Source organism: Legionella stuttgartensis (genome assembly GCF_977063405.2).
Window position 1 is genome coordinate 12311 of sequence record NZ_CDRUHA020000104.1, and the last position, 18128, is coordinate 30438.

Below are 18128 nucleotides of genomic sequence, written 5' to 3' on the forward strand. Positions count from 1 at the left end.
ACCTAAAATAGTACCATAGCCAGGCCTTATTACTTTTTGTAAGAAAATGGAGTTACCCTTGGACACTGTGTTGGATAATCCTGAATACTATATCAATAGAGAATTCTCTATTATCGCATTTAATCAGCGTGTTTTGATGCTGGCTAATGACGAACGGGTTCCTTTGCTGGAAAGAATGCGTTTTCTAAGCATTTGTAGCAGTAACCTCGATGAGTTTTTTGAGATACGGGTAGCTGGGCTTAAAGAAAAAATTGCCATGTCATCAGGAAAATTAACTATTGATGGGTTACGCTCTGATGAAGCATTTAGCCAAATCAGCCAAAAAACACATAAACTAATTGATCAGCTTTACTCCATCTTTAATAAGCAACTTCTCCCAGCCTTAGCTAAGGAAAATATTTATTTTCTTGATACCGAGCAATGGACCGATGACATCCACTTGTGGGCAAAACATTATTTTAAACATGAGATTCAACCAGTAATTAGTCCTATCGCTCTTGATTTGGCACATCCTTTGCCGCAACTGATTAACAAAAGTTTAAACTTCATTATTTCTTTAAGTGGTAAAGATGCTTTTGACCGTAATATTAATTATGCTGTAGTGCATGCCCCCAGATCGATTCCTAGAGTCATTCATTTGCCTTCAGAGTTGTGTGGAGATGCTCATTATTTTGTTCATCTTTCATCTATTATTACTACCCATGTTAATAGTTTATTTCCAGGAATGGAAATAAGTGGTTGTTATTCCTTTCGTCTAACTCGAAATAGCGATCTTTTTTTAAGAGAGGAAGAAATTGATGATTTGGCCAAGGCCGTACAACGCGAGATCTTTTCTCGTCATTATGGTCATGTGGTTCGACTGGAAATTGAAAAAAATTGCCCCGAAAAAATTGTGGATTTTTTATTACAAAAATATCATCTCCGTCATGAAGACACCTATTATTGTGATGGGCCAGTTAATATACAGCGCCATTTAACTGCGATTAATAGCATTGATAGACCTGACTTGAATTACCCGCCTTTTTCAGCGCAATACCCTCAATTTCCTAAATCAGAACGAAATCTATTCAATGTTATTGATGAGCAAGACATCCTTCTCCACCACCCCTACCAAAGCTTTGAGCTCGTTATTGATTTTGTTAGACAAGCAGCAAGCGATCCCAATGTTTTGGCAATTAGCCAAACTTTATATCGTACTCGTTCAGAATCCGTAATGGTCGATGCTTTGGTTGATGCAGCTCATTCGGGTAAGGAAGTGACAGCAGTTATCGAGTTACGGGCTCGTTTTGATGAAGAGTCCAATCTGAAATTAGCAAACCGTTTACATGCCGCGGGCATTCTAGTGCTTTATGGGGTAGTAGGGTATAAAACACATGCTAAAATGACTCTAGTTGTTCGCCGAGCTCATGGAAAACTAAAGCGTTACGTCCATTTGAGCACCGGAAACTACCATGAATACACGGCAAAACGATACACTGACCTAGGTTTATTAACTTGCGAACCGACGATCACCTCTGATATCCAAATCATTTTTCAACAGTTAACCGGGCTGGGTAAAGTAGTCAAACTCAAAGCACTAAGTCATTCGCCATTTACGTTACAAAAAACATTACTTCAATATATCGAGCAATGTACTGCAGCTGCATTAAAAAATGAAGACACCGAAATCCTTTTAAAAGTAAATGGATTAGCTGATAAAACGATAATTCAAGCTTTATATAAGGCATCACAAGCTGGGGTGAAAATAAATTTGCTGGTGCGCGGAGTCTGTTGTCTCAAACCCGGAATAGCCGGTATTTCGGAAAATATACGTGTGCTTTCCTATATTGGGCGCTTCTTGGAACATCATCGAGTATTTTATTTTCGTATTCATGAAGAGGAACATTATTTTTGTTCTAGTGCTGATCTTATGGAAAGAAATTTATACCATCGCATTGAAATTATGTTTCCAATTCTGGATGAAAACTGCAAAAAACGAATCAAGCAAGAAATTATCAAAAACTACCTCAAAGACAACAGCAATACGTGGGAAATGCAAAGTGATGGTAGTTATAAACCCGTAACCCAAGGAAATACTTGCGCTCAAGAAAAACTGATTAAGCTTTATCAAGATGAAGGAAGGACTATATAAATAATGTAGTACCTGGGGCTACTTTGCTGTCCTCAGGTTTACCGAAAACACGTTAATTGGGCCCGTTCACCAAGTTGTAAATGCGCCTCTGTTCCCAAAGGAATCGGGAAATTAATGAAACCATGACCTATTCCTGCAATTCTGAGAACTGGGATAGGGCTACTTTCAGCAAAACGTTTTAAGATAGGTTCAATTAAAGAAGAACCGTTCGGTTCATCACCATTGAGAAAATCTCCCACTATGATTGCAGCCGCATTGGTAAAAATGTTTGCTTGCTTTAAATGTTCCAACATTCGATCAACACGGTATCCTCGTTCACCAATTTCTTCGAGCAAAATAATTTTATCTCGACCATCCATTTGCCAACACGTGCCCACCCCAGATTGAATAATTGCTAAATTGCCTCCAATGACCTGAGACTTAATAATATCTTCTTTTTGTGCAGGGTTATTCAATGGAATTAGACCAGTGAACTTAACCGGACCCTCACCAAATAAAATAGATCTCACAGCAGCAATTGATTCTTTGGAAAATTTATCAGGCGCAGCAGCACCATGAATTGTTGGCCACTTCCAATGTTGTTGCAAATAAAGATGCAGACACGTGATGTCACTGATGCCAATAAATAGTTTGACTGATTCTGGAGGTCCAACTTCTGCTAATTTGGGGATTAAACGTGTCGAACCGTAACCACCACGCACACAAATTACTGCTTTTGTGTTGGGATTGTGTAGCGCGCTTTTCAAATGTTTAAATCGCATCTCATCTGTATTAGCACATAATAAATCTGGAGCAAAAATGTCTTCTTGAACAATACATTTTAATTCCCAAGACTCTAGTAATTCACTCAACTCAAGCAATTGACTGTCCGTACTACGAGATGAAGGTGCAATAATTTCAATCGCATCTCCAGGGCTTAATACAGGTAATTTTTTCATTCTTTACCTCTTCAAAACTTTTCATGGGGATAAAAACTAAGGTATGTTGACATTTATCTTCACCACCTACGTTCCGCGATTTGTTCGCTGAGTCCACAGCGATCTGATTTATAGCCAAACATTTCAGCCTTTATTCTCCATTCCTGGATTACGCGAACAAGTCGCGGAACGTGGACTACGATGAATTGTAATCACACTATTCTACTGCAATTTTTTTTAAAGAAAACAAAGTAAAATGTTTCAAATAGTTACGCTCTCTTCTCGTACTTAATGTATACATTTAAATTAATAGAGTTTTACTTAATTTTCCTGGCTCCTCACATACTAAACGAGGCAAAAGATATCCTGGTAAAAGTTTTTGTAGTTGCTGATAAATTGCTTGTACCCTATCAAAAGGCAAATCAAAATGTGCGGCTCCTTTTACTTTATCCAATCGATGTAAATAATAAGGTAAAACTCCATATGCGAATAAAGTTTGACTCAAATTAGCCAAGATATGAGCCTCATCATTTATTCCTGCGAGTAAAACAGTTTGATTCAGCAGATGACATCCTATATTTTGCAACTCACGAAGCGCTTGGCGTACCGAGTCATCCAGTTCTTGCTCATGGTTACAATGCAACACGATTACCTTGTTGAATCGAGTTGTTTTTAATAGTGAAAGCAAGCCATGCTCGATCCTTTCTGGAAAAACCACAGGAATTCGTGTATGAATGCGTAAGGTATGTAAATGAGGAATTTCTTCCAATTGTTTTATTAACTCAGTCAGTACCAAATCGGATGCCAATAAGGGATCTCCGCCACTTAAAATTACCTCGGTAATACTGGTATCTTGGGCTATATAGTCACAAATGGCTTTAAATCCGTTGCGGCCAGGATTATTGTCTTGATATGGGAAATGTCTGCGAAAGCAGTAACGGCAATTCACAGCGCAAACCCCAGTCAAAGTTAACAACACGCGACCGTGATATTTATGTATTAATCCTCGAATTGGATTACTACTACGCTCCTCTAAAGGATCGATACTATACCCTTCATTTCCCTGTAATTCATCTTCGGTTGCTAAAACCTGGAGCAATAAAGGATCGCGAGGATTTCCTTTTTGCATCCGTTTCGCAAATCCTAAAGGAACACGACTGGAAAATTGCTTTTCAGCATGCACGTTTCCAGTAGATAAAGGCAGCTCCAGAAAACTCAATAATTCAGTAACAGAAGCAAAACCTTGCGCCAAATTTTTTTGCCAACTTAAAGAGGTATCTCGCATTAATTACACAGACTTGATAAACTGTGCGAACTTTAACTAAAACCAAGCAAAATCTCAACTGTGGAGCACTAATGGCAATTTATAGCACCAATGAATTTAAAAATGGCTTGAAAGTAATGGTTGATGACGCCCCATGCAGCATTCTCGACTGTGAATTTGTAAAACCAGGAAAAGGACAAGCTTTTACTCGCATTAAAATCCGTAACTTGAAAACAGGTCGAGTTGTAGAACGCACGTTCAAATCAAATGAAACATTACCTTCTGCTGACGTTGCCGATGTGGAAATGCAATATCTTTATAATGATGGTGAACACTGGCATTTTATGGTTCCTGAGAATTTTGAACAATATGCCTTAAGCCAAGAAGTACTCGCAGATGCGGCCCAATGGTTAAAAGAGCAGGATATTTGTATCGTTACCCTTTGGAATAATGAACCAATCCAAGTGACACCACCTAATTTTGTGATTTTAGCTATTACTGAAACAGATCCAGGATTAAAAGGTGATACCTCTGGAGGTGGTGGAAAGCCAGCTACCTTAGAAACAGGGGCTGTAGTACGTGTTCCCTTATTTGTACAAACTGGAGAGTTAATTAAAGTAGATACTCGCAAAGGGGAGTACGTTTCTCGAGCTAAAGAATAATTCAAATGAACTCCCTAATTTTTAGGGAGTTTTTTGAATGTGAAGTAACACTTAAAAACCCAATTTCATTTAAATTAGTTAAAAGTAGATGAAATCAATAGATCCTCGCACCTAAACACGAGGATCTGACACCTTAGAAAAACCAAGATGTAATTAATAAACCTGATAGGTATTGTACATACCCCAATACCCAACATCACCTAAATCGTTATAACCATAATAATAAGCATCGCTATCATTATAATAATCTACATCCCAATAAGGACTAGTATGATAACTGGCCGAATAAGTGTAGGCTGGAGTCTTGTACGCTGGGGTATAATAAGTCTTAGTATAGGATGGATTATAATAAACACGCTCCGTAACACACCCTGTGACTAAAAATGTGATCCCTGATACCATTAAAATAAGCATTAATCTGTTCATGATCTCGTCCTCGATAGTGAAAACTTAGAGACTTAACATAAAAATTTACCCATGGTGCCAATGATGCCATCTGTTCCAGTGATGCCATCGATACCAATAGGCGTAATTGGTTGCTTTGGGTAAATTATTTTTAACTACAGCAGCATCTTTCCTCAATGCTGGATTCTCAAGAGCAGAGGGTAGAGCCGAAAAAGCAGGTAGAGCTGTTAAGAAAAGCGGTGTACTTAAGACTACGGAAATAATTAGTTTTTTCATAATAGCCTCCTGGCCTTTATTAGAACTCTAATTTCTGTAGCTTAAGTATACGATATGTATATAATTTAATCAAAATGAATATTATTATAAATTATTGGGATTTTTACTTAGAAATACAGGCGACGACTTCCTGTATCCTGAGCCTCTTACGTGATTCACTCTGGAGGTTTATGGAGTGCTTTAGGCTTCCTACTAGGTACATAGGCTTGCTCACCACACTCCAACACAACCTCCCAATCTGAAACTATTAAATGGTTCAGCCAGGATTAGTCATCACCTATATGTATAAATAATAGACCATTGAAGGTAATGGCTGTGTAATTTTTGCACAAAATTTACTTATTTCTTATCTCTCGATAAATGATTCGCAGAAGCTTGTACTGTAGGCATAATCGTCATTTCCTCGATATCCACATGTTGTGGGCGAGTAATACAATACAGTATCGCATCAGCTATATCATCAGCTAATAAAGGTTGAAAATCTTGATAAAATTCTTTTGCCTTTTGTTTATCATTCCATCGTACTTCACTAAACTCAGTTTCTACTGCACCCGGAGCAATTTCAGTAACTCGAACAGGGCTACCTAACATATCCAATCTCATTGATTTTGAAAGAGCATGTACAGCATGTTTCGTCGCACAATAAACATTCCCATTGGGATAACATTCATGACCAGCCACGGAACTGATATTTACTACATGACCACGACCTCGCTCCAACATACCAGGAATCAAAGTACGACTGACATAGAGTAGTCCTTTAATATTGGTATCAATCATGATATCCCAATGTTCTTCAATTCCCTTTTGCAAAGGCAAAGTATCTAAAGCTAACCCTGCATTGTTAATTAATACATCAACAGATTGCCATGAGCCAGGTAAAGAACCCAATTGTTTTTTAACTTGCTCAGGATCACATACATCTAAAGGCAATACGTAATGTTCCTCTCCATAAAGCTGAGTCAACTCTTTTGCTAGAGCTTCAAGACGTTCGACTCGTCGAGCACAGAGTATTAACCGAGCTCCATGCTGTGCACACAACCGAGCACACGCCTGACCAATTCCACTGGAAGCTCCGGTAACTAAAATAATTCTATTGGTTAAATCGTTCATCTCTTGCCCCTCATTTTTGCAATCGTAAAATTTTACTGTTTATTAGGGTATATTGACAATTAAAGAGATCCAAAGATCTCTCCATGCTCGATGTGAAGGTATTAAGTTTGATATATTTTTCCTAGTAATGCTTAGCTTTTTTGCAATAATTGCATCACTTCATCGTCGGTTGTTTGTGAAAAATCATTGTACCACAATCCTACAGCATAAAAATTAACCGGGCGCATTGGGCAAATAATCTCGTCAACTAAAGGGGCGATTTCATCACAAGTCGAACGTGCGGCAACTGGCACTGTAACCATAATTTTTGCTGGATTTCGCTGTTTCAATGCGGCAATTGCAGCTCTCATGGTGTAGCCTGTCGCAATACCATCATCCACAAGAATTACAGTTTTTCCTGCTAACTCAGGGAACGGTTTCTTACCACGATAAACCAATTCACGTCGTGATAATTCTTCTTGTTCTGACTTTTGAATAGTACTAATCGCTTTTTTTGATATATGCAGGGAATTGACTATCTCTTCGTTAAAAACAGTTATTCCGCCAGAAGCAATAGCCCCCATAGCCAACTCTTCATGTCCCGGGACGCCAAGCTTACGAACAATAAAAATATCAAGTGGAAGCGAGAGTTTACTTGCAATTTCGTAGGCAACAGGAACACCGCCACGAGGTAATGCCAACACGATTACATCTGTCCGTTTCGCGTAATCCTTTAGTGAATCCACTAGAACACGGCCTGCTTGATATCGATCATCATAGTTCATTGCCTTATTCTCCAAACGATCTCAATTTGAAGTCTAGTTCATACTTTGGAAGGTCACAAAATGGATTTCGCAGCATCCTTCTGACTTTTTTCCAATCTATAACTCATATCTTGTTCTCGCAAGTTTATTTATTCCATTGTGCTATATTTTAACAATCAGCTGTTCTCAAGGAGGATTTAGCGATGAATGTAACAGAAAAGATCATCAAAGCACATCTTCTAGAAGGCAAAATGGAACCCGGTAAGGAAATTGCCTTAAAAATTGATCAAACTCTGTGTCAAGATGCTACAGGAACTCTGGTCATGCTTGAATTGGAAGCCATTGGACTTGAACAAACTAAAGCCGAAATATCCGTTCAGTACGTCGACCACAATCTAATTCAAGAAGACAATAAAAATCCTGACGATCATCTTTTTCTTGCAAGTGCAGCAAGAAGATTTGGTTTTTATTTTAGCCGGCCTGGAAATGGCATTAGTCATGCAGTACATATGCAAAACTTTGGAAAACCGGGTAAAACACTAACAGGTTCCGACAGCCATACCTGTGCCGCTGGCTCTTTGGGAATGATTGCCATTGGTTCGGGTGGGCTCGAAGTCGCACTGGCTATAGCCGGCTACCCGCTGTATATAAAAATGCCCAAGGTTATGGGTATTCATTTAACAGGCTCCTTACCTAAATGGGTCAGTGCAAAAGATGTCATTCTAGAAATGCTGCGACGTTATAATGTTAAAGGTGGGGTAGGCTACATCTTGGAATATTATGGAGAAGGATTAAAACACTTAACTGCCATGGACCGACATGTAATTGCTAACATGGGCGCGGAGTTAGGAGCAACGACTACCGTTTTTCCTTCAGACGAAATCACCAAAGAATTTTTACTAAGTCTAGGTCGTGAAAAAGACTGGATGGAATTAACCGCAGATCCCAAGGCTTCCTATGATGAACACGTAGAAATCAATTTATCTAAATTGATACCCCTCATTGCAAAGCCTACTAGCCCAGGTAATGTAGTCCCTGTAGCCGAAATAGCCGGCGAAGAGGTTTATCAAACCTATATTGGTTCCTCTGCGAACCCAGGATATCGTGATTTTGCAATTGCTGCTGAAATAGTCAAAGGTCAGACGATACACCCCAATGTATCATTTGACATCAATCCATCTTCGCGAACCATTTTAGAAGAGTTGGTACGCGATGGCTATTTAGGAAGTCTTATTCATTCGGGAGCGCGCATCCATCAAGCAGGATGCAATGGGTGCATTGGGATGGGACAAGCACCTGCAACAGACAAAAATAGCTTACGAACCGTACCTAGAAATTTTCCGGGACGTTCGGGTACAGAGGAAGATAAGGTATTTCTTTGCAGCCCAGAGACTGCAGCGGCGTCTGCATTGACAGGAGTGATTACTGATCCCACAACATTGGACATGCCCTATCCAGAAATAAAAATACCCAAGCAAAGGATATTAAATCCAGCATGTTTTGAAGGACCGTTGCCTTTAGAAGAAGCAAAAAAAATTGAACTAGTGAAAGGCCCAAACATCGTAACTTTGCCAGAATTTGAACCATTACCTCATTCATTAAAAGTACCCGTATTACTCAAAGTAGAAGATAATATTTCAACTGATGAAATCTCTCCTGCTGGTGCAAAGGTTCTTCCCTACCGTAGTAACATACCTAAAATTAGTGAATTTACTTTTGGTCATGTCGATCCTGATTACGCGAAACGTACTCAAACACATAAAATGGGCCATGCGATTATAGGTGGAGAAAATTATGGTCAAGGCTCTAGCCGAGAGCATGCAGCTTTAGCTCCTCGCTATTTAGGTTTACGAGTAGTCATTGCAAAAAGTTTTGCGCGCATCCATTGGCAAAATCTGATTAATTTTGGCATTTTACCTTTGGTTTTCAAAAACACTAAGGATTACGATGAAATCCATCTATATGATGTTGTTGAAATCCAGGACTTACCAGACATTCTGGACAAAGAATCATTTAAAATAAAAATTAATGATAAAGAAATTGAGGTAGCACAAACCTTGTCCAAACGTCAAATTGAACTGCTTATTGATGGTGGATTAATTAATTGGGTGAAAAAAGATCTAGCAAACAGGAACAATGCGCCAAATTGATTCCATCTCAATGTGTTAGACACAAATTGTCTATATATAGTGTCATTCCCCTGCACGGGAATGACATCAATTAAGCGGAATTAGACTTCAATTTAGAGAAAAAGGGAATCATTAATACTGACATTGATTAACCCACTCAGCTCAAAATGGACCCAACCTATGGGTATCATTGCAGCAACAATTATCAAGAATCAAACTTTAGTTTTGGTCCTAAAGGTACGATTTGTGTTGGGTTTATGGTTTTATGACTAAAATAATAATGTTGCTTGATATGTAAAAAGTTTACAGTGCCGCGTATTCCAGGATGATGATAAAGTCTTTCTAAATAAGGCTGTATCGCTTCATAATCACTAATTCGCTGCTGATTGGTCTTGAAATGACTGTAATATACCGCATCAAAACGAATTAACGTGGTAAAAAATCGCCAGTCCGCTTCAGTTAACTGCTCACCCAGTAAATATTTTTGGTTACGTAAGCGTCCATCCAGTTCATCAAGTAAAAGAAATAATTGGATGTATGCCTCCTCATAGGCCTCTTGAGTTGTCGCAAATCCACAACGATAAACTCCATTGTTAATGGCATTATAAATTCGGTCATTTAGTACATCAATTTCCGCACGCAGAGATGCAGGGTAAAAATCTTGATTATCCCCTGTTAAATGATTAAATGCCTGATTAAACTGACGAATAATTTCCGCTGATTCATTACTAACAATGGTTTTTTCCTTTTTATCCCATAAAACAGGGACAGTAACTCTACCTGTGTATTTCTTATCTGCCTTAACATAAAGTTCGTATAAATAGTTCAATCCATAAAGGGTATCTCCAGTAGCACCCATTTCTTTTTTAAACTCCCAACCTTTTTCAAGCATATGCGGATGCACTATAGAAACATCAATATAGTCTTCCAGTTTTTTAAGTTTTCTGAAAATCAAAGTCCGGTGGGCCCAGGGACAAGCAAGAGATACGTATAAATGGTAACGTCCTTTTTCAGCAGGAAATCGAGCATTGGATTCATTACTGATCGCGGAATGAAATTGGGTGGGTTCTCGTTTGAACGCCCCTCCTGTTTTAGAAGTATCGTACCAAACATCATGCCACTGACCATCAACGAGAAGTCCCATGATTTTTTCCTTATAAATTCATAAAAGTAATCTGCAAAACGGTTTATATTAGAAAACTTTTTTTACAAATTATAGATTTTGTCTATTGCAATCGACATTAGAAAAGAATAGCACAAGAATCATTAATTCTTATCCCTCAGGAAACTCAGCTGTTCTCATGCTATGATGCTTGACTCAAAACATTTTATTGACCCATTAATGAATAGAAAAATAATATGTATTGGCGGCATAACCATTGATCGGAAATTAACCTCACTTCATCAATTGCAATTGAGGACATCCAACCCCGTTACATCCATCTCAACATTTGGCGGTGTTGCTCATAATGTAGCAAAAAATCTTGCATTGTTGACGAACAATGTTCATATCTACAGTGTAGTAGGCCAAGATAATGATGGACTGCAGGCAATTGCACATTTAAAGAATATGGGTATAGGAATCCAAAATATCCTTACAATTCATAATAAACCCACAGCGCACTATGATGTTCTTCTCGATAAAGATGGAGAATTAATTCTTGCTTTAGCCGACATGGAAATTTTTGATCATGTTCCATATGACCAATTCACCCAATCGTGGCAAGAATGGACTAATGAAGAAATTATTTTTCTAGATACCAATTTACCTCATACAATCATTGAATATGCAATTCAAATAGCAGGCATCCAAAATATTAAGTTATGCATTGATCCGGTTTCAGTGATTAAAGCCCAAAAATTACCATCTTCCTTAGAGAATGTTTTTCTGTTGAAACCAGACCGTTTTGAAGCAGAAGCATTGACCCATACCCGTATTCATTCAGTTGCTGACTGCATCAGAGCAGGAAAATTGTTGTTAGATAAAGGGGTTAGGAATTGCATTATCAGTTTGGGAAAATCTGGTTATGTAATTGTTAATGAAACCGTTCAAAAACATGTTCCAGCATTTTTTATCGATCCAATAGTCGATGTCAGTGGAGCAGGCGATGCTTTCATTGCAGGGATCCTCTATGAATTGAAACAGAACAAATCAATTATTGATGCCTGCCATACAGGGGCAGCAATGGCGGCTTTAACCGTACAATCGTGCCACACCGTCAATGAACAAATTAATTATGAAGCATTAAAAAATATTCAATTAAACCATTCAGTAAGAGAAACTCATCATGAAACAATTTTTTGATTATTCCCCAGAAGTAAAAACAGCGCTCGAGCATAAAAAACCGATACTGGCATTAGAGTCCACAATTATTTCCCATGGGATGCCTTATCCTGATAATTATGAAACCGCACTAGCAGTAGAGCAAATTGTGCGCGAACATGATGTCACGCCCGCAACAATTGCTGTGATTGATGGAACAATTAAAATTGGTTTAACAGCTAATGAATTGCAGCAATTTGCAAACAATAAAGAGGTGTTGAAAGCAAGCCGACGCGATTTACCTTTTATAGTGGCCAATAGACACTCTGCCGGAACCACGGTTGCTGCAACCTTATTTTGTGCTACTAAAGCCGGTATTAAATTATTCGCTACTGGAGGAATTGGCGGGGTTCATCGAGGCGATGCTCAAGATATTTCGGCTGATCTCATTGAAATTTCCAGAACACCAATTGCCGTGATTTGTGCAGGTGCAAAAGCTATACTGGACCTGCCACGTACCTTAGAATTTTTAGAAACGATGAGTGTACCAGTCATTGGTTATCGCACGAAGGTACTACCCGCGTTCTATACCGATGCAACCCACTATCCCTTATCAACCTGGGTAGATGATGTATCAACCCTTGCTCATATATTAACAGCGCATTGGGATTTAGGCATGTCATCAGGAGTCTTGGTCACCAATCCAATTCCTACTGAATTTAATATCCCAATTCAGGAAATTGAACCAGTAATTATGAATGCGATACAAAAAGCGGAACAAAATAACATATCAGGAAAAGCATTAACTCCTTTTCTCTTAGCCGAAGTAGCTCAGCTCACCCAAGGAAAAAGTTTGCTTGCCAACATTGCTTTAATTAAAAACAATGCACGCCTAGGTGCTGAACTCGCACGTATTATTTATTCATAACTATTTACAGAATAACACCTGAGGTGCGGCGCAGCGAAACTTGGGAGTAGATAATCAATTTTCCCTTGGTTTCGCTGCGCTGCAACCCAGGCTACCATATTATTCATAGTACTTTTTTCTGCCTTTGAGAAAAGAGTAGTACCTCATGATAAATTATTTTTGGAGAGGGTTATTGCCAATTGGAACTCTTGGTCCTCGTAAAAAGCTGGCCAAGCCTTAATAAATAACATTAAATTTTTATTAAGAATAAGAGGTTTACCTCTGATATTCTCATCAGTCGTTGGATCAGGAATTGGAAGTATATTACTCACTGTGGGCAAATCAACTTGTTTCTTTTTTATCCATTCCTCGATAGATTTTTTCTCATAGGAATGACCGCTAGGACTTAAAACAGGTTCTATCAGGGTTTCCAAAAATATTGGATCTTTAATATCTTCATCTATTTTCTGTAATTTCGCCCAATAGTCTTCTGGCTTCAAAGAAGTTGCAGAGATATAGTTGATAATTGCTTTGAGCCTAATATTGGGATAAAAATCCGTTCCTTCTTGCAAATCAGGATATTTTTCCAGTAAATAGCCACGCTCATAGGAAATACCATCAATAACTCGGGTCACTGGGTCCTTCATTACTTTCATCTGCCCTGTTTTTAATAGCGTAATTGGGCAAGAAAGTGCCATAATGAGCCCTTCTGGTAAACAAACTTCCGTAGATTCCAGCTTGGGACTCGAATCTTCTCGTTTTGGTGGCAAAAGATCGATATGGTAGCTTGTATATCCTATTAATTGTGTTTGTTCCCCAACTTTCGGGTTAACTCTATTTTCTACATCATATCCATTCTCAGAAAGAATTTTTAATAATCCAGGAAGATGAGGCTTCGCTTTATCTTCAGTCATATCGATAAAGCCCCCCACTGAATCTACTACTGCAAGAAATGCATCGCTGTCCGGAAGCGAATTATTTAAAATCCATCCATAGTGATTTGATAGCATATATCGCTCAGGTTCATTAATTCCCCAGAATGAGAATTCTTTATTCCAGCTAATCGATTGAACTGTAAGTAAGCCAGGCACCCGACTATCGCGGATTAACCATAGCTTCGCGCCACTGTGTTGTAACTTAGCAATTTTTGAGAAGCTATCAGGCTTAATATTTTGACTTACCTTAGATAAAAGCATTCTGTTCGTTTCATTGGGATCCATTTTACCGTATATAAAAACATCCGCATCCTCCCTTGCTTCTATCTTAAGCTCCATTTTTCCTCCTCATTTTCAAGTTGCAATCATAAAACCATATACATACGACAAATGTATGCTCGAATTAAAAATCACGCTTTTCGCGCGCAATAGTGATAAAAAACATAGAAATATCAATAAGATAGGCTATAAAAAAGAAAATAATGGTCATCTTTTGTCGTAAAGAAAAACCACATGAATACTTATATTATTTATTGCCCTAAAGTCCGAATGTAAACCAGAACTTTAGGGTGATGCATAATTATCTATTTGTTAGTTAAAGTGGTCGGAACGTGGTGATCATGTGTTTCTTCTTTCTCTACTGAATGACTCTTCTCCTGCCACCAGTATTGTAGTTTTTGACAACCATGAAGTGCTGCTCTATATAAATCGGGAAGGACGGATACAATGGCATCAAGAAAATCAGTAAAACCACCTTTATTATAGCCGTAAATACAACGGCTAAATTCTGCACCTTTTTTACTTAATGCAATGGTATCATCTGTTTTAGAAAAGAATTGACTTGGATTGAAACCTAATTGATATCTTTTTTCATATTCTCGTAATTCTTCAGCAAATTTCTCTTCAATATCATCCGCAATGAGATGTTTTACTTGTTTTTCAGTAAGAACAGGATAAAGCACAGCCATCATATCTCGTACTGATTCATTCGTAGTCAAATTACTAATAATGCTTTGGCGTTGATTCACACCTTCACCAAGACTCCAATTACATGCCCCCACTAAAAGAGCTAATGACTCTTGATATTGAGTATATGCAATAGCACGTTGTTGGATAAAATAAGCGGCCGCCCCCCAGCCTATCCAACCTAAAAAGCCCACTACTGGCAGGAACGATAAGGCAGTTGCTGCTGCACCAAAGACCACACTTCCTATGATTTTGTGATCAATACTCTTCAGTTGCGTGGATTTTTCTTTAACAAGCGCAGTACATCTCTTTAAAAAATCGATATGAGCTTTAGTGTTTGTTTGGAAATGCTCCCCTTCTTTAATAGCTACACCAAGTACGTTAAAATCAGCAGCCTGAGCTCCTTTTGCAATGGTAAAATAATTTTGTGATTCCAATTGCAACTTACTGAGATCACTGTTAATACCCAGTTCAGACATTGAAGTATAGGGCTCTTTGTCTTTCATTCCTAAAAATGATAATACTGATGTCATTTTGGTCTACTCATAATAAAAAAGGCATTCTAAATTTAATTTAGAACAATGACAATGAGTAAATGTGCAAAATAGTGCTTAGATGCATAAATTTTTGATTTATTTTTCTTTTTTCTATTGGAGAGGGATAGGTTTTCTTTTTAAAAGACTAAAGTCGAGTTAAAGAAACAGTGCTAATAATTTATTAAAGAGAACTTCATTTTCACTTAATTTTTTTTCGCAATTAATTGTTTAATATCAAGTGCGATTTCACGGATTGTTTTTTCTTTATGGATGTCATTACGAATATCAAGATCAAACTCATCCTCCAAGTCAAAAAATAAATTAACTAAATCCAGAGAACGAGGAACAATTTGGTCGATTGATTGATCCAAATCAATTTCTTCAGCAGGGATTTCTTGAGTTCTTGAAATTAAATTTATAACACGATGTTCTACTGTTTGCGCCATAAAAAATCCTTTTTTTATTCACTAATATAATTAATACCTCTTTTTATGGAGTATACAACCAGCTTCCTCTCAACTCCATCAATATTTACCCCATCCATCCATGGTAAATTTTTTACTCGTAGCTCTTGATTGAAATCTTCACTTAAAAACCAAATTTCTTAAAGCACTGAACCCCTAATGATTTCATCGCACTGCATTGAATTATTGTTGTTGTCGCAGCAGCGTCATTAGCGATTTGAATGACAAATGATTGACCATAAGAACAGTCAATATTCCAATAGGCAGCATCATTAAGATCCACCCCCTGATAAAAAGCTTCCTTAGGAATACACGGCTCTCCTGCTGCATTGATTATTCCACTTAGAATTTGTGTTTTCTGTTCAGATGTTCTGCTTAATAAGATATTATTGGCAATGTTAGCATAACCACAAGAAGCAACCACCAAGAAGAGCAGTATCGTCATAGACTTACTCATAAATGCATCCTTAAAGTTGAATTGCATCGCTAAAGCAAGATTTAGGTCTATATGATGTTATTGTAGGATATGTAATTAATTTATCCATTTAATTCATGAAATGCACATCAGAATAGTGAAGAATTAACTACGGTGACTAGGAGAAAAGGTTCGTAACACTTTTATCTCCTGTAAATTGGTTAGCGCTTAGCGTTCATCACAAACAGTGTAATATCCATGGCGAAAAGGATTGCTGCGCGATCTAAACTTATAATCACGACAACGTTGCCCATGATCATCGCTATACCGTCTATCTAAACGAAATGAAAAATCACCAAAATTCATATCTTGTTGCCATTCTCGTTCTTGACGGGCCCTATCTTCCTCATCCATTTGTTTTAAAAATTTACTAAGCTTACTGGCATGTCCAACTGAAAAAATAGAAGTAATGAGTAAAAGTAAGATTATTTTTTTCATAATTAGGTCTCATAAAACACAAAGAGCGCTTTATTAAACCATAGTTTGTCTCAATAAACAAAATTTTAAAGAGATGGGCAAAGAGTATGTATACTAGAAATGACAAGAGATCACTGAATAATAAGGACTTTTATATGCTAGGCCAGCCATTTAAAATAACGATACTTTTTATTTTACTCAGTATGCTACTTTACCTTTTGCTACTCTCTTTTATTCAATATCCTTTGACCACCTTATTCAAAGCAATTCCCATTGCCTTACTGATGTTATTTACCGTCCAAACCAATCCCTCAAGACCCATAAAAATCTTACTACTTTGTGCCTTAGGCTTTTCACTAATCGGTGATATCTTTTTGACTCTTCCCATGAAGATTGCATTGCATCTAGGAATCTTGGCATTTATGGGCGCCCATTGCATGTACATTAGTATCTTTTTAAAGAACATGCGATTTCAAAGAAAAAATTTGCTTTTCTTTTTACCCGTTTTAGTCTTTGTCCTAATAAGTTTTTACTTTTTATTTCCTTATCTTGGGGAAATGAAAATACCAGTAGCCATTTATCTATGCCTGCTGACCTTAATGGTATTTTGTTCCTTTCAAGTAAAACAACACTCGCTATTGATAAGGACTGGAGCGAGTCTTTTTTTACTCTCTGATTTTGTTTTGTCATTAAACTTATTTGTATTAACGGATAATAAACTCATGCCGATCTTAATCATGTTTCTCTATTTTGCCGCCCAATTTTTATTAGTAATAGGCATCACTAAGATTAAAGATTGATTCGTTCTGGAGTTAGATGATATGTCTGCAGTTAAGGGGAAAGGCCTGAGTCAATACTGTTTTGCCCAGGCTCTTAAATACGGGTTTATGAATTACCCTATTTTTTTATAAGAATCGTGGACAATAAAACGCGCTCCGGGACCTTCGTGAGTAATGTCGCTTGCTTGCTTGCTAAGTATGGATATGGTGTCAATGGCTTGCTGGTTTTTATCAAAATGACCACTAATACTCAATACCGATTCACACATTGGATAAACCACACTAAACGATAGCGCATTACCAACCATATAACCAATAATCGGTCTTTTTTGATTAATTGCTTGTGGGCACGTTTTAGAAGCAACTGCGGTGGTGAAATAACCTTCAATTTTATTATCTGCCAAGATATTAAGCTCTAAAATTGATCCTCTTTCATTTTTATAAGAAATTGTTTTTTGCTCAGCATAGACAGACTGGGCTAATAAAGAAGAAGCTACAATTGTTAGACAAAAAAACGATTTAAAATTCATCAGATACTCCTTGGGGTTTTTAAACACTTAGTGACTTAATGCCGGGTTGTTGTTTAACATGTTACTAAGCGTAGGTCAAATAGTATCACCGCCATAAATAAAGAGGGATATCTGCATCATAAATTGAGTCACTCATCAAATGAACAACTCTTTTTGACACATAGAATTCTTGGGCTTAATATACATAACTTAAATACCCCAAGATTGCATATCTGC

At 37.6% G+C, this 18128-nt stretch carries 19 protein-coding genes; 6 read left to right on the forward strand and 13 right to left on the reverse strand.

The annotated features are described in order from the left end of the window. Window positions 1-58: 58 nt before the first annotated feature. Window positions 59-2131, forward strand: coding sequence for a polyphosphate kinase 1 (ppk1, locus tag ACWTEW_RS32365; RefSeq protein WP_454782082.1), 2073 nt, complete (start codon window positions 59-61; stop codon window positions 2129-2131). A 38-nt stretch (window positions 2132-2169) separates the two neighbouring features. On the opposite strand, the gene ACWTEW_RS32370 is transcribed toward ppk1, so the two are convergent. Together ACWTEW_RS32370 and epmB are read right to left on the reverse strand one after the other, a co-directional pair. Beyond that, complete coding sequence (locus tag ACWTEW_RS32370) at window positions 2170-3069, reverse strand: S66 peptidase family protein (protein ID WP_454782083.1); 900 nt, start codon at window positions 3067-3069, stop codon at window positions 2170-2172. A 280-nt stretch (window positions 3070-3349) separates the two neighbouring features. Continuing rightward, the gene (epmB, locus tag ACWTEW_RS32375) at window positions 3350-4333 is read right to left on the reverse strand and encodes an EF-P beta-lysylation protein EpmB (protein WP_454782084.1); all 984 of its coding nucleotides are present in this window, start codon (window positions 4331-4333) and stop codon (window positions 3350-3352) included. A 71-nt stretch (window positions 4334-4404) separates the two neighbouring features. On the opposite strand from epmB, the gene efp reads away from it, so the two are divergent. Then, window positions 4405-4974 carry an elongation factor P gene (gene efp, locus ACWTEW_RS32380; RefSeq protein WP_454782085.1) on the forward strand — a complete coding sequence of 190 codons (570 nt, stop codon included), beginning with the start codon at window positions 4405-4407 and terminating at the stop codon, window positions 4972-4974. A gap of 153 nt (window positions 4975-5127) precedes the next feature. Here efp and ACWTEW_RS32385 read toward each other — a convergent pair whose 3' ends face one another. The 4 genes from ACWTEW_RS32385 to ACWTEW_RS32400 form a co-directional block, all read right to left on the reverse strand. After that, on the reverse strand, window positions 5128-5400 hold the full coding sequence (locus ACWTEW_RS32385; protein WP_454782086.1) for a hypothetical protein: 273 nt from the start codon (window positions 5398-5400) through the stop codon (window positions 5128-5130). Window positions 5401-5445: 45 nt separating this feature from the next. Then, a complete protein-coding gene (locus ACWTEW_RS32390) occupies window positions 5446-5655 on the reverse strand; it encodes a hypothetical protein (RefSeq protein ID WP_454782087.1) in 210 nt (69 codons plus the stop codon). Between the two features lie 339 nt (window positions 5656-5994). Beyond that, window positions 5995-6768: an SDR family NAD(P)-dependent oxidoreductase gene (locus ACWTEW_RS32395; RefSeq protein ID WP_454782088.1), complete on the reverse strand. Its 774-nt coding sequence runs from the start codon at window positions 6766-6768 to the stop codon at window positions 5995-5997. Window positions 6769-6899: 131 nt separating this feature from the next. Beyond that, window positions 6900-7532 (reverse strand): phosphoribosyltransferase, encoded by a 633-nt coding sequence (locus ACWTEW_RS32400; protein ID WP_454782089.1) that lies wholly within the window; start codon window positions 7530-7532, stop codon window positions 6900-6902. 182 nt (window positions 7533-7714) lie between these two features. On the opposite strand from ACWTEW_RS32400, the gene ACWTEW_RS32405 reads away from it, so the two are divergent. Continuing rightward, window positions 7715-9661 carry an aconitate hydratase gene (locus ACWTEW_RS32405; protein ID WP_454782090.1) on the forward strand — a complete coding sequence of 649 codons (1947 nt, stop codon included), beginning with the start codon at window positions 7715-7717 and terminating at the stop codon, window positions 9659-9661. 184 nt (window positions 9662-9845) lie between these two features. On the opposite strand, the gene ACWTEW_RS32410 is transcribed toward ACWTEW_RS32405, so the two are convergent. Continuing rightward, window positions 9846-10784 carry a glutathione S-transferase family protein gene (locus tag ACWTEW_RS32410; protein ID WP_454782091.1) on the reverse strand — a complete coding sequence of 313 codons (939 nt, stop codon included), beginning with the start codon at window positions 10782-10784 and terminating at the stop codon, window positions 9846-9848. Window positions 10785-10982: 198 nt separating this feature from the next. On the opposite strand from ACWTEW_RS32410, the gene ACWTEW_RS32415 reads away from it, so the two are divergent. Together ACWTEW_RS32415 and ACWTEW_RS32420 are read left to right on the forward strand one after the other, a co-directional pair. Continuing rightward, the gene (locus ACWTEW_RS32415; protein WP_454782092.1) at window positions 10983-11945 is read left to right on the forward strand and encodes a carbohydrate kinase family protein; all 963 of its coding nucleotides are present in this window, start codon (window positions 10983-10985) and stop codon (window positions 11943-11945) included. Beyond that, window positions 11926-12831: a pseudouridine-5'-phosphate glycosidase gene (locus ACWTEW_RS32420; protein ID WP_454782327.1), complete on the forward strand. Its 906-nt coding sequence runs from the start codon at window positions 11926-11928 to the stop codon at window positions 12829-12831. Before ACWTEW_RS32415 ends, ACWTEW_RS32420 begins: the two co-directional genes overlap by 20 nt. A 143-nt stretch (window positions 12832-12974) precedes the next feature. Here ACWTEW_RS32420 and ACWTEW_RS32425 read toward each other — a convergent pair whose 3' ends face one another. The 5 genes from ACWTEW_RS32425 to ACWTEW_RS32445 all read right to left on the reverse strand — a co-directional run bounded on the left by ACWTEW_RS32425 (window position 12975) and on the right by ACWTEW_RS32445 (window position 16624). Beyond that, window positions 12975-14084, reverse strand: a complete 1110-nt coding sequence (locus ACWTEW_RS32425) for a U-box domain-containing protein (protein WP_454782093.1) — start codon at window positions 14082-14084, stop codon at window positions 12975-12977. Between the two features lie 245 nt (window positions 14085-14329). Next, the gene (locus ACWTEW_RS32430; protein ID WP_454782094.1) at window positions 14330-15244 is read right to left on the reverse strand and encodes a hypothetical protein; all 915 of its coding nucleotides are present in this window, start codon (window positions 15242-15244) and stop codon (window positions 14330-14332) included. Window positions 15245-15450: 206 nt separating this feature from the next. Then, entirely contained in the window at window positions 15451-15693 is a 243-nt protein-coding gene (locus ACWTEW_RS32435; RefSeq protein ID WP_454782095.1) for an acyl carrier protein, read from the reverse strand. A gap of 142 nt (window positions 15694-15835) precedes the next feature. Next, on the reverse strand, window positions 15836-16168 hold the full coding sequence (locus tag ACWTEW_RS32440) for a hypothetical protein (protein ID WP_454782096.1): 333 nt from the start codon (window positions 16166-16168) through the stop codon (window positions 15836-15838). Window positions 16169-16354: 186 nt separating this feature from the next. Continuing rightward, on the reverse strand, window positions 16355-16624 hold the full coding sequence (locus tag ACWTEW_RS32445; protein WP_454782097.1) for a hypothetical protein: 270 nt from the start codon (window positions 16622-16624) through the stop codon (window positions 16355-16357). A 134-nt stretch (window positions 16625-16758) separates the two neighbouring features. On the opposite strand from ACWTEW_RS32445, the gene ACWTEW_RS32450 reads away from it, so the two are divergent. Continuing rightward, complete coding sequence (locus ACWTEW_RS32450) at window positions 16759-17403, forward strand: lysoplasmalogenase (RefSeq protein WP_454782098.1); 645 nt, start codon at window positions 16759-16761, stop codon at window positions 17401-17403. 92 nt (window positions 17404-17495) lie between these two features. Here ACWTEW_RS32450 and ACWTEW_RS32455 read toward each other — a convergent pair whose 3' ends face one another. Beyond that, window positions 17496-17912, reverse strand: coding sequence for an avidin/streptavidin family protein (locus ACWTEW_RS32455; RefSeq protein WP_454782099.1), 417 nt, complete (start codon window positions 17910-17912; stop codon window positions 17496-17498). Window positions 17913-18128 lie beyond the last annotated feature (216 nt).